Below are 24940 nucleotides of genomic sequence, written 5' to 3'. Positions count from 1 at the left end.
AGCGTTACCATGCTACGAACTTCCGTGGATGTTTCGTGCATGCGTCTGTTGGTGATCGAGGACAACCGCCAACTGGTGGCCAACCTGTTCGACTATTTCGAGTCGCGCGGGCACGTGCTCGACGTGGCCCCGGACGGCATCACCGGCCTGCATCTGGCCGGCAGCCACCCCTACGATGCAGTGATCCTGGACTGGATGCTGCCGCGCATGGAGGGGCCGGAGGTGCTGCGCCGGCTGCGCGCGGAGCATGCCTCGGAGGTGCCTGTGATCATGCTGACCGCGCGCGATGAGCTGCCCGACAAGATCGCCGGCTTCCGCGCCGGTGCCGATGACTACCTGACCAAGCCATTTGCCCTGCCGGAGCTGGAGGTGAGGCTGGAGGCCCTGCTGCTGCGTGCGCAGGGGCGCAATCCGCGCAAACGGCTGCAGGTTGGCGACCTGGTGCTGGATCTGGCGACGCTGGAGGCCCAGCGTGACGGCCAGGTGCTGCACCTGTACCCGGCCTGCCGCAAGCTGCTGGAAGTGCTGATGCGGGCCAGCCCGGGTGCGGTTACCCGACAGCAGTTGGAGTTCGCCCTGTGGGGCGACGAGCCGCCGGATGGTGATCTGTTGCGCTCGCATGTCTACGAACTGCGCCGCAGCGTCGATGGGCCATTCGGCGAAAAGCTGATCCATACCCTGCCGCGGGTCGGCTATCGGTTGGCTGTGACCACCGGCAGCGACGCCGGCAAGGATCCTGATGAAGGCGCGTAAGCCCGGGCCGCTGTACCGGCGCGTGCTGTGGTGGTTGCTGGGGTATCTGGCCCTGCTGTCACTGGCAGTGTTCAGCGTCGGCAATTACGTGCATGAGCATGCCGAGCACGCTGCCTGGCGCGCGCTGCTCAATTCCGAACTGGACAGCATCGTCGAGCATGTCGAACACGAGCCGCATTACCGCTGGCAGGATTCGGACACGCTCAGCCTCTATCGCTTCGATGCGGTCAACCTGCCCGACAGCCTGCGTATCCTGCATCCCGGGCTGCATGACGGAGTAATGGTGAAGGGCCGCGAGATGGCGGTGATGGTGCGCGAGACTCAATCGATGGGGCGGGTGGCGCTGGCGCTGGACATCTCCGACTTCCACGATCTGGAGCAATTCGCCACGCGCTGGGTGATGCTGGCGGGCGTGATCATGATCTTCGTAACTGTGCTGATGGCCTCGTTCGGCATGGAGCGGATGGTGCGCCCGCTGAGCCTGCTGGCACAGCACATTGCCGCCTTGCGTCCCGGGGCGCAGGGTCAACGCATCGACGTCGACCCACGCGGCAGCTCCGAGCTGCACACGATTGCCGGTGCACTGAACGATTATCTGGACCGCAACGAGCAGTTCGTCGAACGCGAGCGGGTGTTCATCAGCACGGCCAGCCATGAACTGCGCACGCCGATCGCGGTGATGACCGGTGCCGCCGAACTGGCGCTGGAGCAGCCTGGCCTGCCCGAACGTGCGCGCCAGCAGATGCAGCGCGTGTTGCGTACGGCACAGGGTGTGGAGCAGCTGATCGAGCTGCTGCTGGTACTGGCCCGGGATCCGGTTCGCCTGGCCTCGCGTGCCGAACGCATCGCGCTGGACCAGCTGCTGCCGGAGATCGTTGACGATCATCGACACCTGCTGGGCGACAAGGACCTGAGCATCGGTATCCAAGCGGCACCGGTGGACATTGTTGCGCCGCTGGCGGTGGTGCAGGCGGCGATCGGCAATCTGCTGCGCAATGCCATCGAGAACAGTGGGCGTGGCCATATCGAGCTGCGGCTGAGCTCTTCTGCGGTGCTGACCCTGCAGGACCCGGGACATGGCATGAGCCCCGAGGAGATCGCAGCGATCCATGCGCGGATGGCGCGGGGGGAGCGAACCGATCGCGGCGGCATCGGGCTGGACCTGATCGCGCGGCTGTGCGAGCACCTGGGCTGGACCCTGCAGCTGCAGCCCTGCGAGCCGCGCGGAACGCGTGTCACCCTGGACTTCGGTGCCTCGCGTCCGGCCTGAACCGGCCGTCCTGGTAGATGCCAACCTTGGTTGGCATGCTGTCCGTCGACCAAGGTCGACGCCTACCCACGCAATGGCCGTCCGCATTACCGCCCGTTCGGCCGCTCAACGTGCTGGTCGATCAGGATCACGTTGCCATCGGGATCGGCCAGCTGCAGGTAGCCGGTACCCTGGCCATCAGGATCGGTACGGACCGCCAGCTCGATGCCCCTGGCATCCAGCTCGGACTGCAGCTCACGCACGTCCTGGAACCGGGGCAGTTCCTGCTTGTGCTGGTCCCAACCGGGGTTGAAGGTCAACAGATTGCCCTCGAACATGCCCTGGAACAGGCCGATCACGGTGCCGTTGCTGCGCATCACCAGCCAGTTCTGCGCCGGGTCACCGCCGGTGACCGAAAACCCGAGCGCCTCGTAGAACGCACGGGAAACCGCAAGATCCTTCACCGAGAGGCTGACCGAAAAGGCGCCAAGCTGCATGAGAGCGCTCCCTGAGGGAATGAGGGTGTGGTCAGCACTGCAGCATGACCCGGCGTGAAGACAATGTTAATCTCGACCTGCGCCGCTTTATGCGGCGCTTTTTTTTCTCCGCTCTTTCGATCGACAGAGGATCCCATGCCGACCGAACCCGCTACTGCCCTGATCAGCAACGATATCGTTGGCCTGGGCCTGATTGCCGCCACCCTGGCCCTGATCTTCTGGGCTGCCAGTGGACCGACGCCCTTGCTGAAGAAGATCTTCGCCTGGGTGCCGGCACTGCTGCTGTGCTACTTCATCCCCGCCATCTACAACACCGCCGGTGTCATCGATGGCCACAACACGTCGCTGTACAACCCGGTCGCGCGCGACGTGCTGCTGCCGGCCGCGCTGGTCCTGCTGACCCTGTCGATCGACCTGAAGGGCATCGCCAAGCTCGGCCCGAAGCTGCTGATCGTGTTCTGCGCCGGTACCGCCGGCATCATGCTCGGTGCCATCGTCTCGTTCCAGCTGATGAAGTTGATCCATCCGGAGACGGTGGCCGGTGATACCTGGGCCGGCATGGCTGCACTGGCCGGCAGCTGGATCGGTGGCGGCGCCAACATGGTCGCCATGCGCGAAGTGTTCGGTACCGATGCCACCACCTTCGGCCAGTTCGCCGTGGTCGATGTGGCCTGCGCCAGCCTGTGGATGGCCATCCTGCTGTTCATGGCCAATCGCGCGCAGCAGATCGATACCCGCAACGGTGCCGACACTCGTGCCATCGACGAGATGAAGGCACGCATCAGTGCCTACGAGGCACAGAACGCACGCATTCCCAGCATGACCGACCTGATGGTGATCGTCGGCGTGGCGCTGGGTGGTGTCGGCCTGGCCCATGCGATCGCTGCGCCGTTGTCGGGCTGGTTCAAGGCCAATGTCAGCTGGGCCAGCCAGTTCAGCCTGGACAGCCAGTTCGTGTGGGTGATCCTGCTGTCCACCGCGATGGGCCTGACGCTCAGCTTCACCCGTGCACGCCGGCTGGAAGCAGCGGGCGCCTCGCGGCTGGGCACGGTGTTCCTGTACTTCCTGATCGCCTGCATCGGCATGCAGATGAATCTGCTGTCGCTGCTGGATCGGCCGTGGCTGTTCCTGCTTGGCGCGATCTGGATGGCAACCCACGTGCTGGTGCTGTGGGTGGTGGCCAAGCTGCTGCGCGCGCCGTTGTTCTTCTTTGCGATTGGTTCGCAGGGCAACATCGGTGCGGCGGCATCTGCCCCGGTGGTGGCAGCGGCGTTCCATCCGACGCTGGCGCCCGTGGGCGTGCTGCTGGGGACGGTGGGTTATGCCACCGGCACCGGACTGGCCTATGTCACCGGCCTGATCCTGAAGTGGATGGCCGGTGCCTGAGGGTTGCGGGCCGGGCGTCTTCGCGCTGCCGTTGGCAGGTGTCGACCTGGGGCGACACGGTAGATCCACGCCATGCGTGGATGAAATGCATCGGCACGCATGAACAACAAAGGGGGCAGATTCAAGTAAGAATCTGCCCCCTTTTTCGATTCGGTATCTGACAGATCTCTTCCACGCATGGCGTGGCTCTACCGGACATCACCAGTGTGCTGCCCGCGATGGGGCGCCGGGCTGCAAGCCCGGCACCACCTCGAACTTCAGCAGCAGCGACCACCGTTGCGTCCGCCGTAACGCGCTTCCTGACGTTCGCGGAAGAACGTCTTGTAGTCCATCGGCTGCTGGTCCGGATGCTTTTCCAGCATGTGCCGGACGTAGTTGTCGTAATCAGGAATGCCGCAGCACAGGCGGGCGGTCTGCACCAGACGCCGCCAGATGCGGCGGTGCGCCTGGTACTGACCGGCAGGAACCAGTTGGGTGCTCATCACAGATCCACCATTTCATGCGGCTTCAGCGCCACGTACGGGGTCTCGCGGTCGCTACGCTGCGGATTGCGGCGCGCCGCCAGGATGGTCTTGATCGAATACACCAGCACCGCACCGACCACCAGCAGGAACAACGCGGTCAGGCTGGTGTTGACGTAGGCGTTGACCACGATCTGCTTCATCTGTGCCACCGACTTGGCCGGGGCGGTGATGGTGTCACTGGCAATGGCGGCCTGGAACTTGTGTGCCTGCGCCAGGAAACCCTGCGCCGGGTTGCTGTCGAAGATCTTGATGAAGCCGGCATAGGTGGTGCAGATCAGCAGCCACAGCGCCGGTACCGCGGTGACCCAGGCATAGCGGTCACGCTTCATCTTGAACAGCACCACCGTGCCCAGCATCAGCGCGATGCCGGCCAGCATCTGGTTGGAGATGCCGAACAGCGGCCACAACGTCTGGATGCCGCCGAACGGATCGACCACGCCGGTGTAGAGCAGGTAGCCCCATAGCGCGACGCAGCCGGCGGTACCGATGATGTTGGCGGTCCACGACTCTGTCTTCTTCAGCGCCGGCACGAAGTTGCCCAGCAGGTCCTGCAGCATGAAGCGACCGGCACGGGTACCGGCGTCAACCGCGGTCAGGATGAACAGTGCTTCGAACAGGATCGCAAAGTGGTACCAGAACGCCATCATCGCGTCGCTGCTGCTGGGAATGGCTTCGTGCAGGATCTGCGCGATGCCGACTGCCAGTGTTGGCGCACCACCGGCGCGATGCAGGATGGTGGGTTCACCGATGGCCGCCGCGGTTGCGGTCAGCTGCTCGGGCGTGATGGTGAAGCCCCAGGTGTTGGTGATGTAGTGCGCCGCCGAGGCTGCATCGGCACCGATCACGGCGGCCGGGCTGTTCATTGCGAAGTAGATGCCCGGATCGATGATCGATGCGGCTACCAGTGCCATCACCGCCACGAACGATTCCATCAGCATGCCGCCGTAGCCGATGTAGCGCATGTGCGCTTCATTGGCCAGCAGCTTCGGGGTGGTGCCGGAGGAAATCAGCGCGTGGAAGCCGGATACCGCACCGCAGGCGATGGTGATGAACAGGAACGGGAACATGCCGCCCTTCCACACCGGGCCGTCGCCGCTGGCGGCGAACTGGGTCAGTGCCGGCATCTTCAGTTCCGGCATGACCACCAGGATGCCGATGGCCAGCGCGATGATGGTGCCGATCTTGAGGAAGGTGGACAGGTAGTCACGCGGCGCCAGCAGCAGCCACACCGGCAGCACCGAGGCGACGAAGCCGTAGCCGATCAGCATCCAGGTGATCTGGGTGCCGGTGAAGGTGAAGGCAGGGCCCCACACCGGGTCAGCGGCAACCTTGCCGCCGTACCAGATCGCGGCCAGCAGCAGGATCAGGCCGACCACCGAGATCTCGCCGATCTTGCCGGGGCGGATGTAACGCATGTACACGCCCATCAGGAGCGCGATGGGCATCGTTGCGATGACCGTGAACATGCCCCACGGACTCTCTGCCAGTGCCTTGACCACCACCATCGCCAGCACCGCCAGGATGATGATCATGATCAGGAAGGCACCGAACAGCGCGATGGTGCCGGGGACCTGGCCCATTTCCTCGCGCACCAGATCACCCAGTGAACGGCCGTTGCGGCGGCTGGACAGGAACAGGACCACGAAGTCCTGCACCGCGCCGGCCAGCACCACGCCGACCACCAGCCACAGCAGGCCGGGCAGGTAGCCCATCTGTGCGGCAAGTACCGGGCCGACCAGCGGGCCGGCGCCGGCGATGGCGGCGAAGTGGTGGCCGAACAGCACGTGCTTGTTGGTCGGCACGTAGTCCAGACCATCGTTGTTGATCACCGCCGGAGTGGCCCGGGTCGGATCCAGCTGCATCACCTTGTTGGCGATGAACAGGCTGTAGAAGCGGTAAGCCACCAGATACAGCGATACCGCCGCGACCACGATCCACAATGCATTGATGTGTTCACCGCGGCGCAGGGCCACGGTGCCCAGACAGAATGCGCCGAGCAGGGCGAGGGCCGCCCAGCCTATTTTGGAAAACCCTTTCATGAGGTGCTCTCTCCCGGAAAGACAGACAAAGAGTCCCGCGTGCCCTCGACAGGGTCAATTGGCACAGGACGAATCAGCGTTAGTACTTTGGTCGTACGGCAGGGTCGCTGACATGCAGCGAACATCAAGGATGGAACAATCGGTTGCGGAGCCATCCATTGGCGTGCGGCGGTGTGGCGTCCATCTTCACTGGCATCCATCCAACAGGAGTCGCCATGAGCTTTCCCGAACCGGTCCGCGTGCTGCGGACCATCCGTGGCATGCCCACCTCCGACGGTGCCGGCGTGCGCCTGACCCGCGTCATCGGCGGCCCGACGCTGCCTGACCTGGATCCGTTCCTGCTGCTCGATGAGTTCGGCACCGACCGTGCCGAGGACTACATTGCTGGCTTCCCGGAACACCCGCACCGCGGCTTCGAGACCGTTACCTACATGCTCGACGGGCGCATGCGGCACCGCGACAACCACGGCAACGAAGGCCTGCTGACCCCGGGCAGTGTGCAGTGGATGACCGCCGGCCGCGGCCTGGTGCATTCGGAGATGCCCGAGCAGGAAAGCGGGCAGATGCGCGGTTTCCAGCTGTGGGTGAACCTGCCGGCGAAGGACAAGATGACCGACCCGAAGTACCAGGAATTCGCGCCCGAGCGCATTCCCGTGGTGCAGCCGGAAGCTGGCGTGGAGGTAAAGGTGATCGCCGGCCGTGTCGATGGCACCGATGGCCCGATCGTGCAACCGGCCACCGATCCGCTCTATCTCGACATCTCGTTGGCGCCGGATCGCGCCTGGACTTACACGCTGCCGGAAGGCCACAACGCGTTCGCCTACGTGTTCGAAGGGGCGATGACGGTGGGTGAGCAGGATGCGGCACGCGACGTTGCGCGCCAGGAACTGGCGGTGCTGGGCGGTGGCGAACAGCTGCATATCTCGGCCGGCAGCGAAGGTGCACGTCTGATCCTGGTTGCGGGTCGTCCGCTGCATGAGCCGGTGATGCGGCACGGCCCGTTCGTGATGAACACACGGCAGGAACTGATGCAGGCCTTCGTCGATTTCCAGGAAGGCAAGTTCTGAGGTAGTGCCGGCCGCTGGCCGGCAACCTCTTTTGATCGGGATCGAGGCGTTTGCCGGCCAGCGGCCGGCACTACCGTCGGATCGGGTCGCATTGCGGGGATGCTGCAAGGCAGTCATCCCCGTCACGGTCAGCGCCCGGCGGCCACGGCCGACGGGGTCAGGCTCATGCCCTGCGCCAGCTGCTGCAGCGAACCCAGTTCCTGCGGGCCATCCGGATACAGCGAAATCTGTGCGTAACGCCCTTTGTCGAGCTTGACCACACTGATCCGTCGCTCGGCATAGCCCGGCGGCTGCTGGCCACCGAGATCAGGCTGGTACCAGTAGAGTGATTCACCGCCGAAGCTGCCCTTTTCCTGGCGCAGCGAACGGTTCAGCGGAATGGACGGGTCACGCGCGCTGAGCATCAGACTCAGCACTTCACGACCATCGCCGGTGCTGGCGCGGCAGATCAGGAAATCGGTCTGCACTTGTTGCTGCCATTGCAGGCCACTGCTGGCCGGCAGCGAAGGGCATTCGGTGGGAGTCTGTGCAGCGGCGGCGTGGACCACAGCAAACAGCAGGCTCGACAACACTACAGGCGCGAACTTCATGCATCCCCCAAGGTGATGTGTCGTTTGGCTCCGCCACAGGGGCGGCGGCCGTGGCATCCCATCCCCGGATGCCGCCCCGTCCGGCATGTGCACGGACGGTCAAATCAACCTTAACGGAACGTGAGCGATCGCACAAATCGCGGTTACAAGCGTAACCATTGCGACCGAAGGTCGGCCGCAATGGTCCGCACAGGCCTCAGCGGTCGTTGCCGATCCACTTGTAGATGATGCCGCCGATCGCACCGCCCAGCAGCGGGGCGACCCAGAACAGCCACAGCTGGCTGACCGCGCCGCTGCCGGCAAAGAAGGCCACCGCAGTGGAGCGGGCCGGGTTCACCGAGGTGTTGGTGACCGGGATGCTGATCAGGTGGATCAATGTCAGCGACAGGCCGATCGCCAGCGGCGCGAAGCCGGCCGGTGCCTTGCCGTGGGTGGCGCCCATGATCACGATCAGGAACACCGCCGTCAGCACGACCTCGCACAGGAAGGCTGCGGCCACGCTGTAACCGCCCGGAGACAGTGCGCCATAGCCGTTGCTGGCGAATGCGCCTGCCTGGCTGCCATCAATGGCGAAGCCGCTGGCACCGGAGGCGATCTGCAGCAGGATGAAGCCGGCCAGCAGGCCGCCAGCCACCTGGGCGATGATGTACGGGATCAGGTCCTTGGTCGGGAACCGACCGCCGGCCCACAGGCCGACGCTCACCGCCGGATTGAAGTGCGCCCCCGAGATGTGACCGAACGCATAGGCGCCGGTCACCACGGTCAGGCCGAAGGCGAGCGCTACGCCGAGGAAACCGATACCCAGCGGATTGCCGTCGCCACCGAACTTGGCGGCCAGCACCGCACTGCCGCAACCCCCCAGAACCAGCCAGAACGTGCCGAGGAATTCGGCGGACAAGCGTTTACCCATGCTCATGTGTTGCACTCCTTTGACGGTCTAAAGTGTGATTTATGTCACATTTCAGTGATCAGCGGGTGACTGTAGTGTCAACGCCGGGTGCAGGGATACACCTTTGGATGTGTGCAACACGCGATGTTCAGTACTGCGGCAGCGGGATGAATTCCTTGTCGTCGCCGGGGATGGTGCCGAAACGACCGGCTTCCCAGTCATGCTTGGCCTGCTCGATGCGCTCCTTCGAGCTGGAGACGAAGTTCCACCACAGGTGGCGCGGGCCATCCAGCGGCTCACCACCGAACAGCATCGCCTTCACCGGCGTCTTCGCGCGCAGGCGGCCACGCGCACCGGCTTCGGGGATCACCAGGTGCTGGGCGGGGATGTCCACGCCGTCCAGCTGCGCCTCGCCCTCGAGGATGTACAACGCACGCTCGCGGTGGCCGTCGTCGATGTCGATCTCCGCATCCGGGTCGAGGTCGATCGCCACGTTGAGGGTGTCGGCAAACACCTTTACCGGCGACTCCTCGCCATACGCACGGCCGGCGATGACGCGCAGCCATGCGCCATTGCGACGCTGCTCGGGCAGGGTGGCGGCGGCGTGGTGGTAGAACGCCGGTTCGATTTCCTCATGCGATTTCGGCAGCGCGACCCAGGTCTGCATGCCGTGGATCGGGTTGTCATGGTCGCGGTCCGGGGTCGGCGTGCGCTCGGAATGAGCGATGCCCCGGCCGGCGGTCATCCAGTTCACGTCACCGGGGCGGATCACCTGGTCCGAGCCCAGCGTATCGCGGTGGCCGATGGCACCCGACCACAGATAGGTGACGGTAGCCAGGCCGATATGCGGATGCGGACGCACGTCGATGGCGGTGCCGGGGTGCATGAGTGCCGGGCCCATCTGGTCGACGAATACGAACGAGCCGATGCTGCGCGCCTGCAGGGTAGGGACGGCGCGACGGACTTCGAGGCCGCCGATGTCGTGCACGCGCGGGGCGATGATGGTGGTCATGCGGGCGTTCTCGCTGGCAGGGATCAGGTGGTCAGCATCGCATGCAGCTGTGACGGGCACATGCCCCGTATGGGTAACAGGTTGTTCCAGCCAACGGCGCAGCCCCTCGTGGCTGGTTGCTTGGCCGCGTAAAGCAAAAGCCGCACTTGGCCGGGCGGGTGGGTTGCGCAGGGGACGCTGCAAGTACGTCCATGTAAGCTCGGTCGCCGCATCCATGCGGCTCACGCCCCTGCGCAACCCACCCGCCCGGCCCCTGACAGTTTCCGGGCGTGCCAGCCACGGAAAAGAAGAAAGAAAATCAAAATCAAACGCCGGTCGCTGCGCTCGCATCCACGCAAGCGTGGACCAAACGTGTCGACCAAGGTCGACACCTACCGGAAGCGGAGTTCACCCACCGTCACCGGGAAACTGTCAGGGGTGGGGCGGCGTCGGGTTGCGGGGTGTCCGCGGCATGGATGCCGCAGCCAAGCCCCCAGGGACGGGTTTACGGCGTCCCCGCAACCCGACACCGCCCTGCCCAACAAACAGAAAAGCCAGAGCCGCTTTGGCTCTGGCTTCTGCTCTTGCTCTGGCTGTCGCCGTTGATTGAGCGGGTGCCGGGCCGCAGGCCCGGCCGATCAAATCACCGGTTCGCGCAGGGCGGGGTTGTCCCAGCCCGGGCGCGGGGCGAAACGGTCGCCGTGGCGCTGCTGCAGCGCCTTCAACCGCTCGACGATCGCATCGGCACCCACCGCACGGATGTGCTGGATCGGACCACCGCGGAATGGGGCGAAACCGGTACCGAAGATCACGCCGGCATCCAGCAGGTCCGCATCAGCCACCACGCCTTCGTGCAGGCAGGCCACCGCCTCGTTCAACAGCGGCAGGATCAGGCGGTCCTCCAGATCGGCCGGGGCCTGGTAATCGCTGGCCACGTCCGGCTTCTTCGGCTTGCCGTTTTCCCACGTATAGATGCCCTGGCCATCCTTCTTGCCGCGCTTGTCCGGCTCTACCGTCTGCAATGCGGCCGGAATCTGCAGGCCCAGGAACGGCGCCAGTTCGCGGCCGACGCCTGCGGCCACGTCCAGGCCGACGGTATCGATCAGTTCGATCGGGCCCATCGGCATGCCGAACTTCACCGCGGCCTTGTCGATCACCGGGCCCGGAATGCCCTCGGCATACGCGGTGGCGGCTTCCAGCATGTACGGGAACAGCACGCGGTTGACCAGGAAGCCCGGGCTGCCGGCCACCGGCACCGGGAACTTGCCCAGCGCCTTGCAGAACGCGGCCAGGCGGCGTTCTGTCTCCGGCGCCATGCCGTCGTGGTGGATGATTTCCACCAACGGCATCTGCGCGACCGGGTTGAAGTAATGCAGGCCAGCGAACTGTGCTGGGCGCTGGATGTGGTCGCGCAGTTCCACCAGTGGAATTGACGAAGTATTGGTGGTCAGCAGTGCGTCCAGCTTCATCTTCGGTTCCAGCGTCTGGTACAGCGCACGCTTGGCTTCCGGGTTCTCGATGATCGCTTCGATCACCAGGTCGGCCTCGGCCACGCCATTGCCTTCCAGGTCGGCACGCAGGCGCGCGGCCACAGCAGGCCGCTTGCTCTCGTCGCGCACCTTCTTGGCGAACAGCGCCTGCGCGCGCTCCATGGCCGGGTCGATGAAGCGCTGCTCGCGGTCCTGCAGGGTCACGTCGAAGCCCTTGTAGGCGGCCCAGGCCGCAATATCGCCGCCCATCACGCCGGCGCCGACCACGTGCACGTGGCGGATGCCGGAGTCACCACCACCGAGACCCTTGAGGCGCTCGGTGAGGAAGAAAATGCGGATCAGGTTGCGCGCAGTGGGCGTACTGGCCAGTTTCACCACGGCGCGACGCTCGGCATCCAGGCGCGCCTGGACCGGCTTGCCGCCGGTTCGCTGCCACGTGCTGATCAGTGCGTACGGTGCCGGGTACTGATCTTTCTTGGCCTTGCGTGCGACCTGCTTGACCATCTGCGGCGCCAGCAGCGTGCGTGCCAGCCACGTGTTGGTGGCCCATGCCGTCGCGCGCTGCTTGAACGGGCGGGTGGTGCCGGACAGGGCCAGCGCTACTGCGGTGTCGAGCACCACTGCCGGTGCCACCACCTTGTCGACCAGGCCGATGCCGCGTGCGGCCGAGGCCGACAGGGTGCGACCGGTCAGCATCATGTCCATCGCCGCCGGTGCGCCCACCAGCTGCGGCAGTCGCGCGCTGCCGCCCCAGCCCGGGAAGATGCCAAGCTGGGTCTCCGGCAGGCCGATGCGGGTGCTGCTGTCATTGGAGGCCACGCGGTAGCGGCAGGCCAGTGCCAGCTCGGTGCCGCCGCCCAGGCAGTGGCCATGGATCGCCGCCACGGTCGGGCAGGGCAGCTCGGCCAGCTTCTGGTAGGTGGACTGGCCGCGGCGGATGGCATCGTTCACGGTGCCGCGGCGGTCGAACTCCTGGAACTCCTTCAGATCGGCACCGGCGATGAAGCCGGCCTTCTTCAGCGACTGGATCACCACGCCCTTGGGCGGGTCCATCGCGATGCGTTCCAGCAGGTCGCCCAGCTCCAGCAGCACGTCCTGCGACATCGCGTTGACACTGCTGTCCTGACGATCCAGGGAGAGGACCACCACGCCGTCGTCGCGGATCTCGGGGTGCCAGTGGCTGAAGCGGAGACCATCGAAGCCTGAGAGCATGGACGTTCCATCCGGTTGTGTATGGAGAAGCGGCTATGATCCAGAGGTTGTTTCCCCCGCGTCAAATCCCAATAGCAGGGGGTGATGCCCCCGGATCCAGAGCCTTGGACAGGGACGCTAACGGAACGGTGGTTAAAAGCTGGTGCGGCGCCAGGTGATCGGCGACTGAACTTTTCCCGGGATTGGCAGTCTCATTGCCCGACGTCGGTTGGGCTGACAGGAGTGCGGCCCCTCATGGCCGATGTTGATACACCTCAGGAGCTGGATCTGGAACTGGTCCGGCGCGTGCAGCACGGCGAGAGTGCCGCCTTCGATGTCCTGGTACGCAAGTACCAGCATCGGGTCGTGGCCCTGGTCGGTCGCTACATCGCCGACTGGAGCGAATGTCAGGACGTCGCCCAGGACACTTTCATCCGTGCCTACCGCGCGATCGGAAGTTTCCGTGGCGATGCCCAGTTCTCAACCTGGTTGCATCGAATCGCCGTGAATACCGCCAAAAACTACCTGGCTTCACACAATCGCCGCCCGCCGACCGATGACATCGACATCGGCGATGCCGAACAGTTCGACAGCGGTACGCGTCTGCGCGACACCGACACGCCCGAACGCGAGTTGATGCGCCAGGAGCTGGAACAGACGGTGATGAAGGCCGTCAACGCGCTGCCGGAAGAACTCCGGTTGGCGATCACCCTGCGCGAGGTGGAAGGCCTGAGCTACGACGAAATCGCGCAGAAAATGGGGTGCCCGATCGGCACCGTGCGTTCACGGATCTTCCGGGCGCGCGAGGCGATCGACACCGAACTCCGGCCGCTGTTGGACATCGGCAGCGCCACCCGTGAGAAGAGCCGCGTATGACCAGTCACCCGTTGAACGAATCGCAGAACCATCAATCGCCCGCCGGGCAACGCCTGGACCAGCGCCATCGCGAACAGCTGTCGGCCCTGGTCGATAGCGAGCTGGGCGCCGATGAGGCGCGCTTCCTGCTGCGCCGCATGGAACATGATCCGGAGCTGGCAGGCTGCCAGGAACGCTGGCAACTGCTCGGCGACGTGATGCGTGGCCAGGCCTCGCTGCTGGCGCCCGCTGGCTTCAGTGCCGCCGTGGCCGCCGCCATCGCCGCCGAACCCGCGCCACAGGCCGCGCCGCGCCGCCAGGTGCGTCGTACCGGATGGCGAGCGTGGGGCGGTGGTGCCGCACTGGCCGCCTCGGTGGCTGCCGTGGCCCTGTTCATGGGGGGTGAGAAGCTGCAGGAGGCCACTCCGGGCGAGTCGCTGGCGCCGCAGGTGATCGCCAGCCAGGCTGAACTGGCGCCGGCACCGGCCGGCCCGGCTCCGGTCACCGAAGCGTCGGTGGATGCCGCTGCGATGGCCGTGGTTGCTGCGCCGGCCGTGGCGATGGCTGCTGCCGGCCGCCGCCAGGACACCCGCCGTGCCAGTGCTACCCGCAGCCAACAGGCTGCGCGTGCCGCCCAGCGCGACGATGCTCCACAGCGTGCCGTGGCTGCCGCGCAGGCGCCGTTGACCCCGACCGTGCCGGCCAATGCCAGCCGCAACCTGCCATTCGGTGAAGTCGGCAGCCTGCAGGCACGACCGTGGCCGCGCTCCAGCATGGCGCCTGCCGCCGGTGGCGCGCTCAATGCCAGCTTCCCGGCCCACGCTGGTGGCGCTGCGTTCTACCCGTTCGAGCCGCGCCTGCAGGACGACCTGCCGGTGCCGCCGCGCCCGCGCGACTGAGCCGGGCGCTTTCACGCCCCGCCGTCGGCGGGGCCCGTATTCCTCTTTCCATCCGATCCGGAGGTTGCCGTCCGATGACTCCCCGACTCCGCACGCAGGCCATGGGCCTGTTCGCACTGACCCTGCCGCTGGTGGCCTGCGCCCAGCCTGCGCCGCCTGCCGCCCAGTCCCAGGCTGCTGCTGCGGCAGCCCCGCGTGCGCCGGCGCAGCCGCTGGTCAGCGGCCTGCCAGATTTCACCCACCTGGTCGAGCAGGTCGGGCCCGGCGTGGTCAACGTTGACACCACCATCGTCCGCAACAATCGCCAGGCCTCTCGTGGCCCGATGGGCGGCGACGATGACATGCCGGAGTTCTTCCGCCGCTTCTTCGGCCCGGACTTCCCGATGCCGGGGCAGGGGCCGGGCGGTCAGGACGGTGGCCCCAGCATCAAGGGCCGTGGCATGGGCTCGGGCTTCATCATTTCGCCCGACGGCTATGTACTGACCAACTACCACGTGGTGGCCGATGCCAGCGAGGTGAAGGTCAAACTGGGTGACAGCCGCGAATTCAACGCAAAGGTGGTGGGCAGTGACCAGCAGTACGACGTGGCCCTGCTGAAGATCGACGGCAAGAACCTGCCGACCGTACGCGTGGGCGATTCCAATACCCTCAAGCCGGGCCAGTGGGTTGTAGCGATCGGCTCGCCGTTCGGCCTGGACCATTCGGTTACCGCTGGCATCGTCAGCGCGCTGGGCCGCAGCACCGGTGGCGCCGATCAGCGCTATGTGCCGTTCATCCAGACCGATGTGGCGATCAACCAGGGCAATTCCGGCGGTCCGCTGCTGAATACCCGCGGCGAAGTGGTCGGCATCAACTCGCAGATCTTCTCTGCTTCCGGCGGCTACATGGGCATCAGCTTCGCGATTCCGATCGACCTGGCGATGAGTGCGGTCGAACAGATCAAGAAGAGCGGCAAGGTCACCCGAGGCCAGCTCGGCGCGGTGGTCGAACCGATCGATTCGCTGAAGGCACAGGGGCTGGGCCTGCCGGACAGTCGTGGCGCGCTTGTCAACCAGATCGTGGCGGGCAGTGCTGCGGAAAAGGCCGGCGTGCAGATCGGCGATGTGGTGCGCTCGGTCAATGGCAGCCCGGTCAACAGCTGGTCGGACCTGCCGCCGCTGATCGGTGCGATGGCGCCGGGCAGCCGGGTCACGCTCGGTGTGATCCGCGACGGCAAGCCGCGTGACCTCAGTGCCACGCTCACCGCGTTGAGCGAGGAGGGCCAGGGCAATGCCCGCACGGCCGCAGGCCCCAAGCCTGATGCGGCGCCGCAGGCCGGTGCCAATGCGCTGCTCGGTCTGGATGTCAGCGATCTGACCGCGCCGCAGCGCAAGCAGTTCGGCCTGGACGGCAACGAGGGTGTGCGTATCACCGGGGTCAAGGGCCAGGCAGCACGTGATGCAGGCCTGTCCCCAGGCATGGTGATCCTGCAGGTCGGCCGTACCACGGTCGGCAGCGTGGATGCCCTGAACCGCGCGCTGTCCAGCTACAAGAAGGACGATGTGGTGATGCTGCTGGTACGTACCGGCAACGGCAACAGCGCCTTCGTGGCGGTCAAGGCGGGCCAGTAAGGCCTGCCGGGGCCGCCCTGGCGGTCATTGCTGTTCCCCCCCGAAGCCCCGCTCTGGCGGGGCTTCGGCCATTCTGGACCCGGCCCGATGAGGCGGTTTTCGCGGCAGGGCCCCGGGCATGCGATAATCCACCGTTACCCTGACGACGCCGCGCGCCGCCGCCACCTATGTCTTCTGATTCGATGCGGAACATCCGCAACTTCTCCATCATCGCCCACGTCGACCACGGCAAGTCCACGCTGGCCGACCGCATCATCCAGCTCTGCGGCGGCCTCCAGGCCCGCGAGATGGAAGCGCAGGTGCTCGATTCCAACCCGATCGAGCGTGAGCGTGGCATCACCATCAAGGCGCAGTCGGTGTCGCTGCCGTACCTGGCCAAGGATGGGCAGACCTACCACCTGAACTTCATCGACACCCCGGGCCACGTCGACTTCTCCTATGAAGTCAGCCGCTCGCTGGCCGCCTGCGAAGGCGCGCTGCTGGTGGTCGACGCCGCCCAGGGCGTGGAGGCGCAGTCGGTGGCCAACTGCTACACGGCTGTGGAGCAGGGCCTGGAAGTGGTGCCGGTGATCAACAAGATCGACCTGCCCACCGCCGACATCGAGCGCGCCAAGGCCGAGATCGAGGCCGTGATTGGTATCGATGCCGCCGACGCCGTGCCGGTCAGTGCCAAAACCGGCCTGAACGTGCAGGACGTGCTGGAAGCCATCGTGCACCGCATTCCGCCGCCGAAGCCGCGTGATACCGACAAGCTGCAGGCGCTGATCATCGATTCCTGGTTCGACAACTACCTGGGCGTGGTCTCGCTGGTGCGCGTGATGCAGGGCGAGATCAAGGCCGGTGACAAGCTGCAGGTGATGTCCACCGGCCGCAACCACCAGGTCGACAACGTCGGCGTGTTCACCCCCAAGCGCAAGGTGATGCCGGCGCTGCGTGCCGGTGAAGTGGGTTGGGTCACAGCCAGCATCAAGGACGTGCATGGTGCGCCGGTCGGTGACACCCTGACTCTGGCCGCCGACCCTGCGCCGAAGCCGCTGCCGGGCTTCCAGGAGATGCAGCCGCGCGTGTTCGCCGGCCTGTTCCCGGTCGATGCCGAAGACTACCCGGACCTGCGCGAGGCGCTGGACAAGCTGCGCCTGAACGATGCCGCGCTGCGCTTCGAGCCGGAAAGCTCCGAAGCCATGGGCTTCGGTTTCCGCTGCGGCTTCCTTGGCATGCTGCACATGGAGATCGTGCAGGAGCGCCTGGAACGCGAATACAACCTGGACCTGATCAGCACCGCGCCGACGGTGGTGTATGAGGTACTGAAGACCGACGGCACCATCATCAACATGGACAACCCGGCCAAGCTGCCGCCGGTGAACCATGTCGAGGAGATCCGCGAGCCGATCATCCGCGCCAACGTGCTCACCCCCGAGGAGTACATCGGCAACATCATCAAGCTGTGCGAAGAAAAGCGCGGCAGCCAGATCGGCATCAACTACCTGGGCAGCCAGGTGCAGATCAGCTACGAGCTGCCGATGGCCGAAGTGGTGCTGGATTTCTTCGACAAGCTGAAGTCGGTCAGCCGCGGCTATGCGTCGCTGGACTATCACTTCGTGCGCTTCGATGCGGGCCCATTCGTGCGAGTGGACGTGCTGATCAACGGTGACAAGGTCGACGCACTGTCGTTGATCGTGCACCGCAGCCATGCCGATCGTCGCGGCCGCGAGCTGTGCGAGAAGATGAAGGACCTGATCCCCCGTCAGCAGTTCGACGTGGCCATCCAGGCCGCCGTCGGCTCGCAGATCATCTCGCGCACCACGGTCAAGGCCATGCGCAAGAACGTGCTGGCCAAGTGCTATGGTGGCGACGTTTCGCGCAAGAAGAAGCTTCTGGAAAAGCAGAAGGAAGGCAAGAAGCGCATGAAGCAGGTCGGCCGCGTGGAGATCCCGCAGGAAGCGTTCCTGGCCGTGCTGCAGATGGACAACAAGTAAACCCGCACCGGCCCTGAGGGGCCGGTCGTCTGGTGACGTTGCAAAGGACCCTGAATGAAACTGTTTGAGATCCTCCTGGTCGTGCTGACCCTGTCTTCGGGCCTGATCCTGCTCGCGGACAAGCTGTACCTCGCCAAGCGCCGCGCCCAGCGCGCGGGCCTGCTCGATTCCGAGCCGGTGCTGGTGGACTACTCGCGTGCGTTTTTCCCGGTGTTGGCGATCGTGCTGATCGTGCGCAGCTTCATCGCCGAACCGTACAAGATCCCGTCCAGCTCGATGATGCCGAACCTGCTGATCGGCGACTTCATCCTGGTCAACAAGTTCTCCTATGGCCTGCGCCTGCCGATCAGCAACACCAAGTTCGTGCCGGTTGGCGAGCCGTCGCGCGGCGACGTGGTGGTGTTCCACTTCCCGGGGCACAGCGACCAGGATCCGGCCAAGGGCGAGAACTTCATCAAGCGCGTGATCGGCGTGCCAGGTGACACCGTGGTCTTCGAAGGCGACGGCGTGATCCTCAACGGCGAGCCGCTGAAGTACGACAACAAGGGCATCTACGCCGGCCACAAGGGCCAGGGCGAAGGCGCCAACCTGCTGGTCGAGCACCTGCCGGGCCGCACCCACACGGTGCTGGAGACCGACTACCCGCGTGGCCAGGGCCAGTGGACCGTTCCCGCCGGCAAGTACCTGGTGATGGGTGACAACCGCGACAACAGCGACGATGGCCGTTTCTGGGGCCTGCTGCCGGAAGAGAACCTGCGCGGCAAGGCGTTCCTGATCTGGCTCAACTGCCAGGGCTGGTTCTGCAAGGATGGCTTCGAGCCGTCGCGGATCGGTTCGAGCATCAACTGATCGGGCATCAACTGAGTATTTTCACATCCAACGCGTATCTGGGGAGAACGCAATGAAGGCGATGAACACGCAGCGCGGCATGACCCTGACCTCGTTCCTGGCGGTCCTGATCGTGGTCGGTTTCTTCCTCTACATCGGCATGAAGCTGTTCCCGATGTACCAGGAGTACTACGCGGTGCGCTCGGCGATGAAGAGCCTGGCCAACGAGCCAGGCGTGGGCAGCATGGAGCCGGCGCGGATCCAGGACCTGTTCTTCAAGCGCCTGTACATCAACTACTCGGACAATGTGAAGCCGGCCAACGTCAAGTTCGATCGTCGTGACAATGGCTGGACCCTCAAGGTCAACTACGAAGTGCGCCGTCCGCTGGTCGGCAACCTCGATGTGGTTGGCAAATTCGATTCTTCCCAGGACCTGATACGAAGCGGTGCCCAGTAAATTCATCCAACGTGGCGACCTGATCGGTCATGCCTTCAGCGACGCGGCCCTGCTCAAGCAGGCGCTGACGCATCGCAGTGCCGGCGCGCCGCACAACGAGCGCCTGGAATTCCTCGGCGACAGCATCGTCAACATGATGGCGGCCGAGGCGCTGTACCAGCGCTGGCCCAAGGCTGACGAAGGGGCGATGACCCGTGCCCGCGCCGAGCTGGTGCGTGAAGGCGCGCTGGCGGTGATCGGGCGCACCCTGGAACTGGGCGAGCGACTGACCCTGGGCCCGGGTGAAATGAAGTCCGGCGGTCATCGCCGCGACTCGATCCTGGCCGACGCGGTGGAAGCCGTGGTGGCCGCGATCTATCTGGATGCCGGCTTCGAGGCCTGCCGGGCGGTGGTACTGCCCTGGTTCAGCGCTTCGATCGAGGCACTGCCGGCCTCCGGCCGGCCCGAGAAGGACCCCAAGACCCGCCTGCAGGAATGGCTGCAGGCCCGACAGAAGGCGTTGCCGCAGTACGAACTGGTGTCAGAATCCGGTGACGACCACGCCAAACATTTCCGGGTACGCTGCAATGTAGCTGACCCGGCCGCCAGCACCGAAGGCGAAGGCGCCTCGCGGCGGCTTGCCGAACAACAGGCGGCTGCGGCCGTCCTAGAACAACTGGATTCCAAGTGAGCGAACAAACTTCCCATCATTGCGGCAGCGTGGCCGTCATCGGCCGCCCGAACGTGGGCAAATCGACCCTGACCAATGCCCTGGTCGGTGCCAAGGTCAGCATCGTTTCCAACCGTCCGCAGACCACGCGCCATCGCCTGCTGGGCATTGCCACCTATCCGGAAGGCCAGCTGGTGCTGGTCGACACCCCCGGCCTGCACAAGGTGCAGAAGCGGGCGATGAACCGGGTGATGAACCGCGCTGCGCGCGGCTCGCTGGAGGGCGTCGACGCCGGCCTGCTGGTGATCGAAGCCGGCCGCTGGGACGAAGAAGACAGCCTGGCCTTCAACGTGCTGCGCGACGCCGGTATCCCGGTGGTGCTGGTGGTCAACAAGATCGACCGGCTGAAGGACAAAGGCGCGCTGCTGCCGTTCCTGCAGGAAGTCACTGCGGGCCGCGACTTCTCCTCCGTGCATCCGATCTCGGCGCAGAAGCGCAACGGTCTGGAGGCGCTGGTGCGCGACGTGCTGGCACTGCTGCCGGAAGCGCCGCCGATGTTCGGCGAAGACGAGATCACCGACCGCAGCCAGCGCTTCCTGGCCGGCGAGCTGGTGCGTGAACAGCTGATGCGCCAGTTGGGCGAAGAGCTGCCGTACGCCACCACGGTGGAGATCGAGCGCTTCACCGAGGACGGCAACCTGCTGCGCATCGGTGCGGTGATCTGGGTCGAGCGCGAGGGCCAGAAGGCGATCGTGATCGGCAAGGGAGGCACTCGCCTGAAGGAGATCGGAGCCAAATCCCGCCTGCAGATGGAGCGGCTGTTCGGGGCCAAGGTCTTCCTGGAAACCTGGGTGCGCGTGCGTGAAGGCTGGTCCGACGACGAGGCCGCACTGAAGGCCTTCGGTTACGAATAAGCGGTCGCGGTCGCTTCGATGCTGATCGAGGACGACACTGGCTTCGTGCTGCATGCACGGGCCTACCGCGAGACCAGCCTGCTGGTCGAAGTGCTGAGCGCGCAGCATGGTCGGATCGGCCTGCTCGCGCGCGGCGTCTCCACCGCCAAGGGCCAGGTGCTGCGCGCTGCCCTGCAGCCGCTGCAGTGGATACGCTTCAGTGCATTGCAGCGTGGCGAACTGGCCCAGTTGCGTGGCGCCGAGGCGCTGGACGCTGCACCACGCCTGGTCGGCCAGGCGATGCTGGCCGGCTTCTACCTGAGCGAGCTGACCCTGCGCCTGGCCCCGCGCCAGGACCCGTTGCCTGAGTTGTACCTGGCCTACGGCGAAGCGCGTGCGCGGCTGGGAGTGGGCGCCGGCCTGGCCTGGACCCTACGCCGCTTCGAGCGTGAACTGTTGTCCGCATTGGGGCTGGGTTTCGAGTTGGACAGCGCCAGCGACGGTCAGCCGATCGACCCGGCCGCGCGCTACGAGCTGGATCCACAGGAGGGCGCGCAACGTCTGCTCAGCGAGCGCGGTGGCGAACGCCGCGCGGCTGCGACTGGCTCGGCGCTGTTGGCGTTGGCCGCTGACGAGGAACCTGATGCAGCCGACCTGGCCAGCCTACGCCTGCCGATGCGACGGGTGCTGGCCCATCACCTCGGTCCGCGCGGCCTGAAGTCCTGGGAACTGCTGGAGCAGCTGGCCCCCCGACGGTAGGGGGTGTTCGGCAGGGCTGCGCCCTGCACCTGCCGAGGCCAAAGCGACAGCAACAGCAACAGCAACAGCAACAGCAACAGCAACAGCATGCATTCCGTGGGATGGCGGGGTGGGTCCGGTTGCGGGAGACGCCGTAAACCCCCAGGCCGGCCCAGCCGCTGGCGGCTGTGCGTTCGGGCGCTTGCGAAGCAGTGCTTCGCAAGCAAAGGGCCCTCACCCATGGGGGCTTGGCCGCGGCATCCATGCCGCGGACACTCCCGCAACCGGACCCACCCCGCCTTCGACAGATTCTTGCGAGCTGTCGGAACGGCATGGGGTCGGATCCGTTTTCCGCAGGAAAACGGATCCGACCCCAGATTGATTTCGATATCTGACAGGAATTCATCCACGCATGGCGTGGATCTACCCGATCGCGGAAAACTGTCAGAGGTGGGGTGGTGTCGGAGTGCGGGGTGTCAGCCGCATGGATGCGGCTGCCAAGCCTACACGGACGTACTTGCGGCGTCCCCGCACTCCGACACCGCCCCGCCAACCCACGGAATGCCCGCTTTTGCTGTTGCCGTTGCCTTGGCTTGAAGCCTCTGCAGGTGCAGGGCGCAGCCCTGCCGAGCAAACCTCAATGCAGCAGGGCCGCCACCGCGTCGCGGAACCCCGCCTGGGCCTGCCCGGACTCCGGCGCATGATGCAGCTGGCGCACCGCACGGGCCAGGCGTGCCGCGCCAACGAAGCCGCAGCTGGCCTGCAACCGATGCAACTGGCTGCGTAGCTGGCGCTCGTCGTGCTGGTCCACCGCCTGTTCGACCGCGTCTCGCACGCCCGGCAACTCGGCCAGGAACAGCTCGCGCAGGGCAATCAGGTGGTTGCGCTGGCCATTGAGTGCCGCCAGCGCCGCCGTCTCGTCCCAGTCCTGTACCTGCAGCTCGACCGCTGCCGGCGCCTGGGCCATGACGATCCCGGCCGGGCTGTTGACCAGGGCGCGGCGCACGGCCTTCAGCAACTGGTCGCGGCCCAAGGGCTTGACCAGGGTGTCGCTGAACCCGGCCTCGCGCAGGCTGGCATGAATGGAGGTATCGCCGTCGGCGGTATGCGCCAACGCCGGAGTATCGGGGTGTGAGCGGCGCAGTTGGCGCAGCAGCTGCGCGCCGTTGCCATCCGGCAGGTTGACGTCGATCAGCCACAGGTCATGGGCGCCGGGCTCGGCGCTGGCCAGGGCACTGGCCAGTGAGTCTGCGGTGTCCACGTCTGCCGGTAACGTTTCCAACGCCGCTTTGAAAAAACCGCGGCTGATGATGTCGTCCTCGACAAGCAGGAAGCGGGGCCGGCTGGCCCGCGGGGTCATCTGCATCAGGGCTGCCTCCATGTCAGCTGTTGCAATCATCAAGCACGGCGGCGGCGGGCGCAAGCGGGTCCGGACCCTGCCGGTCAGGATCTGCGACAATACGTGCCCATTTTTGCCCGCAGCCTGTCGCCACGTGGCCCGATCCCGTTCCCGCATCGACCGTACCCCGTTCCAGACCGAAATCCTCGACCTCAGCCATGACGGTCGCGGCGTTGCCCGCCGTGAAGGTGAAGGCGGCAAGGTCACTTTCGTCAGCGGCGCCCTGCCGGGCGAGGTGGTCCTGGCTGAACAGACCGCCCGCAGCCGCCATTTCGACGAGGCCCGCACGGTGGAAGTGCTGCAGGCCTCGCCGCAGCGGGTCACCCCGAAGTGTCCGCACTTCGGCACCTGCGCTGGCTGCGTGCTGCAACATCTGGATGAAGACCAGCAGATTGTCGCCAAGCAGCGCGTGCTGATGGACAACCTGGAGCGGATCGGCCACGTAAAGCCGGGCACCGTGCTGGCGCCGCTGGTCGGCGAGAGCTGGGGCTACCGCCGCAAGGGCCGCTTCTCGGTGCGCCGGGTCGAGAAGAAGGACAAGACCCTGGTCGGCTTCCGTGAACAGGATCCGCGCTTCGTCGCCGATCTCAGCCAGTGCCTGACCGTGATCCCGGAGATCGGCACCAAGGTCGAGGCCTTGTCGACCTTCGTCGAATCGCTGGATGGCAAGCGCGACATCCCGCAGATCGAATTCATCGCCGGTGACCAGGCCGTGGTCCTGACCGTGCGCCACCTGCAGCCGCTCAGCGATGCCGACCGTGCCGCCTGGGCCACCTTTGGCCAGCAGCATGGCTTCGTGATCTACCTGCAGTCCGGCGGCGTGGATACCGTGCAGCCTCTGGACGGGCAGGGCGTATCGCTGTCGTTCCGGCTGGCGCCGTGGGACGTGGAGCTGGCGTTCCGTCCGTTGGACTTCATCCAGGTCAACGCCAAGCTCAACGAAAAGATGATCGCCCATGCCCTGGATCTGCTGGAGCCGGGTGAGGATGAGCGCGTGCTGGACCTGTTCTGCGGCCTGGGCAATTTCACCCTGCCGCTGGCCCGCCGCGTGCGCGAAGTGGTCGGTGTGGAAGGCGACGCAGGCCTGGTGGCGCGTGCCCGTGAGAACGCCGAACGCAACGGCCTGGGCAACGCCCAGTTCTTCAGCGCCGACCTGACCCAGGACCAGCGCAGCACGCCGTGGATGCGCCAGGGCTTCGACAAGCTGCTGCTGGACCCGCCGCGTTCGGGTGCGATCGAAGTGCTGCAGCAGCTGCCGTTGAAGCAGTTCAAGCGCATCGTCTACGTCAGTTGCCACCCGGGCTCGCTGGCCCGCGATGCCGGCTATCTGGTCAACGAACAGGGCTTTACTCTGGTCAGCGCCGGTGCCATGGACATGTTCCCGCACACCGCGCACGTGGAAAGCATCGCGGTGTTCGAAAAGCGCTGAACGACTGTCATGCCCATCGCGCATAATGGCGCGATGGGCATCGAAATCGAACGTAAATTCCTCGTCAGCCGCGATGGCTGGCGCGCCGCCGCGCATCGGGTCATCCCGATGGCGCAGGGGTACATCAACGACCTCGGTGCGCTGGATCGCGGCACCCAGAACGCATCGGTTCGCGTACGCATTGAAGGCGAGCACGCGGCGCTGAACCTGAAATCGCGCACCATCGGCCACACCCGCCAGGAGTTCGACTACCCGATTCCGGTGGAGGATGCGCGCGCGTTGCTGGCGCTGTGCGTGGGCGGCCTGATCGACAAGCGCCGCCATCTGGTTGAGTTCGCTGGCCTGACCTGGGAAGTGGACGAGTTCCTCGGCGACAACGCCGGCCTGGTGGTAGCCGAAGTCGAGCTGGACAGCGCCGACCAGGACATCGACCTGCCGGACTGGATCGGCACCGAAGTGACCGATGACGCCCGCTACTACAACGTGGCTCTCGCCAATCACCCCTATTCACAGTGGTGAATCCCTCAAAAGGGGACGGAGG

The 24940-nt window shown here is 65.7% G+C and carries 23 protein-coding genes; 15 read left to right on the top strand and 8 right to left on the bottom strand.

Annotation, left to right across the window (positions count from 1 at the left end; all coding sequences use genetic code 11):
• The first annotated feature begins 39 nt into the window (after positions 1-39).
• Both ABR323_RS13510 and ABR323_RS13505 read left to right on the top strand, forming a co-directional pair.
• A complete protein-coding gene (locus ABR323_RS13510) occupies positions 40-753 on the top strand; it encodes a response regulator transcription factor (RefSeq protein WP_439449676.1) in 714 nt (237 codons plus the stop codon).
• A complete protein-coding gene (locus ABR323_RS13505; RefSeq protein ID WP_135274734.1) occupies positions 740-2023 on the top strand; it encodes a sensor histidine kinase in 1284 nt (427 codons plus the stop codon). The genes ABR323_RS13510 and ABR323_RS13505 overlap by 14 nt, the downstream gene beginning before the upstream one ends.
• A gap of 86 nt (positions 2024-2109) precedes the next feature.
• On the opposite strand, the gene ABR323_RS13500 is transcribed toward ABR323_RS13505, so the two are convergent.
• A complete protein-coding gene (locus tag ABR323_RS13500) occupies positions 2110-2499 on the bottom strand; it encodes a VOC family protein (RefSeq protein ID WP_135274733.1) in 390 nt (129 codons plus the stop codon).
• A 135-nt stretch (positions 2500-2634) separates the two neighbouring features.
• Here ABR323_RS13500 and ABR323_RS13495 point away from each other — a divergent pair, with 135 nt between their 5' ends.
• Positions 2635-3885 (top strand): DUF819 family protein, encoded by a 1251-nt coding sequence (locus ABR323_RS13495; RefSeq protein ID WP_439449675.1) that lies wholly within the window; start codon positions 2635-2637, stop codon positions 3883-3885.
• A 257-nt stretch (positions 3886-4142) separates the two neighbouring features.
• On the opposite strand, the gene ABR323_RS13490 is transcribed toward ABR323_RS13495, so the two are convergent.
• Together ABR323_RS13490 and ABR323_RS13485 are read right to left on the bottom strand one after the other, a co-directional pair.
• Positions 4143-4367: a YbdD/YjiX family protein gene (locus tag ABR323_RS13490; protein WP_135274731.1), complete on the bottom strand. Its 225-nt coding sequence runs from the start codon at positions 4365-4367 to the stop codon at positions 4143-4145.
• The gene (locus ABR323_RS13485) at positions 4367-6448 is read right to left on the bottom strand and encodes a carbon starvation CstA family protein (protein ID WP_135274730.1); all 2082 of its coding nucleotides are present in this window, start codon (positions 6446-6448) and stop codon (positions 4367-4369) included. The genes ABR323_RS13490 and ABR323_RS13485 overlap by 1 nt, the downstream gene beginning before the upstream one ends.
• Positions 6449-6663: 215 nt before the next feature.
• Here ABR323_RS13485 and ABR323_RS13480 point away from each other — a divergent pair, with 215 nt between their 5' ends.
• Positions 6664-7515 (top strand): pirin family protein, encoded by an 852-nt coding sequence (locus tag ABR323_RS13480; protein WP_439449674.1) that lies wholly within the window; start codon positions 6664-6666, stop codon positions 7513-7515.
• Positions 7516-7643: 128 nt separating this feature from the next.
• Here the strand turns inward: ABR323_RS13480 and ABR323_RS13475 are convergent, their stop codons facing one another.
• From ABR323_RS13475 to ABR323_RS13460, 4 genes are all read right to left on the bottom strand, one after another.
• The gene (locus ABR323_RS13475; protein ID WP_439449673.1) at positions 7644-8105 is read right to left on the bottom strand and encodes a hypothetical protein; all 462 of its coding nucleotides are present in this window, start codon (positions 8103-8105) and stop codon (positions 7644-7646) included.
• Positions 8106-8301: 196 nt separating this feature from the next.
• Positions 8302-9021: an aquaporin Z gene (aqpZ, locus tag ABR323_RS13470; RefSeq protein ID WP_032129854.1), complete on the bottom strand. Its 720-nt coding sequence runs from the start codon at positions 9019-9021 to the stop codon at positions 8302-8304.
• Positions 9022-9142: 121 nt separating this feature from the next.
• Positions 9143-10006, bottom strand: a complete 864-nt coding sequence (locus ABR323_RS13465) for a pirin family protein (RefSeq protein ID WP_135274725.1) — start codon at positions 10004-10006, stop codon at positions 9143-9145.
• 617 nt (positions 10007-10623) lie between these two features.
• Positions 10624-12687, bottom strand: a complete 2064-nt coding sequence (locus tag ABR323_RS13460) for a 3-hydroxyacyl-CoA dehydrogenase NAD-binding domain-containing protein (RefSeq protein ID WP_439449672.1) — start codon at positions 12685-12687, stop codon at positions 10624-10626.
• A 234-nt stretch (positions 12688-12921) separates the two neighbouring features.
• Between ABR323_RS13460 and rpoE the strand changes: the two genes are divergently transcribed.
• The 9 genes from rpoE to recO all read left to right on the top strand — a co-directional run bounded on the left by rpoE (position 12922) and on the right by recO (position 21592).
• Positions 12922-13542 (top strand): RNA polymerase sigma factor RpoE, encoded by a 621-nt coding sequence (gene rpoE / locus ABR323_RS13455; RefSeq protein ID WP_006383094.1) that lies wholly within the window; start codon positions 12922-12924, stop codon positions 13540-13542.
• Positions 13539-14420 (top strand): sigma-E factor negative regulatory protein, encoded by an 882-nt coding sequence (locus ABR323_RS13450; protein WP_439449671.1) that lies wholly within the window; start codon positions 13539-13541, stop codon positions 14418-14420. Before rpoE ends, ABR323_RS13450 begins: the two co-directional genes overlap by 4 nt.
• Before the next feature lie 74 nt (positions 14421-14494).
• A complete protein-coding gene (locus ABR323_RS13445; RefSeq protein ID WP_439449670.1) occupies positions 14495-16030 on the top strand; it encodes a DegQ family serine endoprotease in 1536 nt (511 codons plus the stop codon).
• A gap of 182 nt (positions 16031-16212) precedes the next feature.
• Positions 16213-18006: a translation elongation factor 4 gene (gene lepA, locus ABR323_RS13440; RefSeq protein ID WP_439449870.1), complete on the top strand. Its 1794-nt coding sequence runs from the start codon at positions 16213-16215 to the stop codon at positions 18004-18006.
• A gap of 54 nt (positions 18007-18060) precedes the next feature.
• Positions 18061-18855, top strand: coding sequence for a signal peptidase I (gene lepB, locus ABR323_RS13435; protein WP_006382890.1), 795 nt, complete (start codon positions 18061-18063; stop codon positions 18853-18855).
• A gap of 52 nt (positions 18856-18907) precedes the next feature.
• The gene (locus ABR323_RS13430; protein ID WP_439449669.1) at positions 18908-19291 is read left to right on the top strand and encodes a DUF4845 domain-containing protein; all 384 of its coding nucleotides are present in this window, start codon (positions 18908-18910) and stop codon (positions 19289-19291) included.
• Positions 19281-19961 (top strand): ribonuclease III, encoded by a 681-nt coding sequence (rnc, locus tag ABR323_RS13425; RefSeq protein ID WP_135274719.1) that lies wholly within the window; start codon positions 19281-19283, stop codon positions 19959-19961. The genes ABR323_RS13430 and rnc overlap by 11 nt, the downstream gene beginning before the upstream one ends.
• Positions 19958-20854 carry a GTPase Era gene (era, locus tag ABR323_RS13420; protein WP_010482823.1) on the top strand — a complete coding sequence of 299 codons (897 nt, stop codon included), beginning with the start codon at positions 19958-19960 and terminating at the stop codon, positions 20852-20854. Before rnc ends, era begins: the two co-directional genes overlap by 4 nt.
• An 18-nt stretch (positions 20855-20872) precedes the next feature.
• On the top strand, positions 20873-21592 hold the full coding sequence (recO, locus tag ABR323_RS13415) for a DNA repair protein RecO (protein ID WP_439449668.1): 720 nt from the start codon (positions 20873-20875) through the stop codon (positions 21590-21592).
• Between the two features lie 616 nt (positions 21593-22208).
• Here recO and ABR323_RS13410 read toward each other — a convergent pair.
• Complete coding sequence (locus ABR323_RS13410; protein ID WP_135274712.1) at positions 22209-22937, bottom strand: response regulator; 729 nt, start codon at positions 22935-22937, stop codon at positions 22209-22211.
• 127 nt (positions 22938-23064) lie between these two features.
• Between ABR323_RS13410 and rlmD the strand changes: the two genes are divergently transcribed.
• Positions 23065-24399 carry a 23S rRNA (uracil(1939)-C(5))-methyltransferase RlmD gene (gene rlmD / locus ABR323_RS13405; protein ID WP_135274711.1) on the top strand — a complete coding sequence of 445 codons (1335 nt, stop codon included), beginning with the start codon at positions 23065-23067 and terminating at the stop codon, positions 24397-24399.
• Between the two features lie 33 nt (positions 24400-24432).
• Positions 24433-24918 (top strand): CYTH domain-containing protein, encoded by a 486-nt coding sequence (locus ABR323_RS13400; protein ID WP_439449869.1) that lies wholly within the window; start codon positions 24433-24435, stop codon positions 24916-24918.
• The last annotated feature ends 22 nt before the right edge of the window (positions 24919-24940 follow it).

It is taken from the genome of Stenotrophomonas sp. ATs4, from assembly GCF_051861585.1.
GTDB lineage: Bacteria > Pseudomonadota > Gammaproteobacteria > Xanthomonadales > Xanthomonadaceae > Stenotrophomonas > Stenotrophomonas maltophilia_AS.
This window is presented reverse-complemented; position numbering and strand designations above follow the sequence as displayed.

Coding starts and splice junctions, on each gene's coding strand:
- ABR323_RS13510 (WP_439449676.1), top strand. CDS start 40: ATGCGTCTGTTGGTGATCGAGGACAACCGCCAACTGGTGGCCAACCTG.
- ABR323_RS13505 (WP_135274734.1), top strand. CDS start 740: ATGAAGGCGCGTAAGCCCGGGCCGCTGTACCGGCGCGTGCTGTGGTGG.
- ABR323_RS13500 (WP_135274733.1), bottom strand. CDS start 2,499: ATGCAGCTTGGCGCCTTTTCGGTCAGCCTCTCGGTGAAGGATCTTGCG.
- ABR323_RS13495 (WP_439449675.1), top strand. CDS start 2,635: ATGCCGACCGAACCCGCTACTGCCCTGATCAGCAACGATATCGTTGGC.
- ABR323_RS13490 (WP_135274731.1), bottom strand. CDS start 4,367: ATGAGCACCCAACTGGTTCCTGCCGGTCAGTACCAGGCGCACCGCCGC.
- ABR323_RS13485 (WP_135274730.1), bottom strand. CDS start 6,448: ATGAAAGGGTTTTCCAAAATAGGCTGGGCGGCCCTCGCCCTGCTCGGC.
- ABR323_RS13480 (WP_439449674.1), top strand. CDS start 6,664: ATGAGCTTTCCCGAACCGGTCCGCGTGCTGCGGACCATCCGTGGCATG.
- ABR323_RS13475 (WP_439449673.1), bottom strand. CDS start 8,105: ATGAAGTTCGCGCCTGTAGTGTTGTCGAGCCTGCTGTTTGCTGTGGTC.
- aqpZ (WP_032129854.1), bottom strand. CDS start 9,021: ATGAGCATGGGTAAACGCTTGTCCGCCGAATTCCTCGGCACGTTCTGG.
- ABR323_RS13465 (WP_135274725.1), bottom strand. CDS start 10,006: ATGACCACCATCATCGCCCCGCGCGTGCACGACATCGGCGGCCTCGAA.
- ABR323_RS13460 (WP_439449672.1), bottom strand. CDS start 12,687: ATGCTCTCAGGCTTCGATGGTCTCCGCTTCAGCCACTGGCACCCCGAG.
- rpoE (WP_006383094.1), top strand. CDS start 12,922: ATGGCCGATGTTGATACACCTCAGGAGCTGGATCTGGAACTGGTCCGG.
- ABR323_RS13450 (WP_439449671.1), top strand. CDS start 13,539: ATGACCAGTCACCCGTTGAACGAATCGCAGAACCATCAATCGCCCGCC.
- ABR323_RS13445 (WP_439449670.1), top strand. CDS start 14,495: ATGACTCCCCGACTCCGCACGCAGGCCATGGGCCTGTTCGCACTGACC.
- lepA (WP_439449870.1), top strand. CDS start 16,213: ATGCGGAACATCCGCAACTTCTCCATCATCGCCCACGTCGACCACGGC.
- lepB (WP_006382890.1), top strand. CDS start 18,061: ATGAAACTGTTTGAGATCCTCCTGGTCGTGCTGACCCTGTCTTCGGGC.
- ABR323_RS13430 (WP_439449669.1), top strand. CDS start 18,908: ATGAAGGCGATGAACACGCAGCGCGGCATGACCCTGACCTCGTTCCTG.
- recO (WP_439449668.1), top strand. CDS start 20,873: ATGCTGATCGAGGACGACACTGGCTTCGTGCTGCATGCACGGGCCTAC.
- ABR323_RS13410 (WP_135274712.1), bottom strand. CDS start 22,937: ATGCAGATGACCCCGCGGGCCAGCCGGCCCCGCTTCCTGCTTGTCGAG.
- ABR323_RS13400 (WP_439449869.1), top strand. CDS start 24,433: ATGGGCATCGAAATCGAACGTAAATTCCTCGTCAGCCGCGATGGCTGG.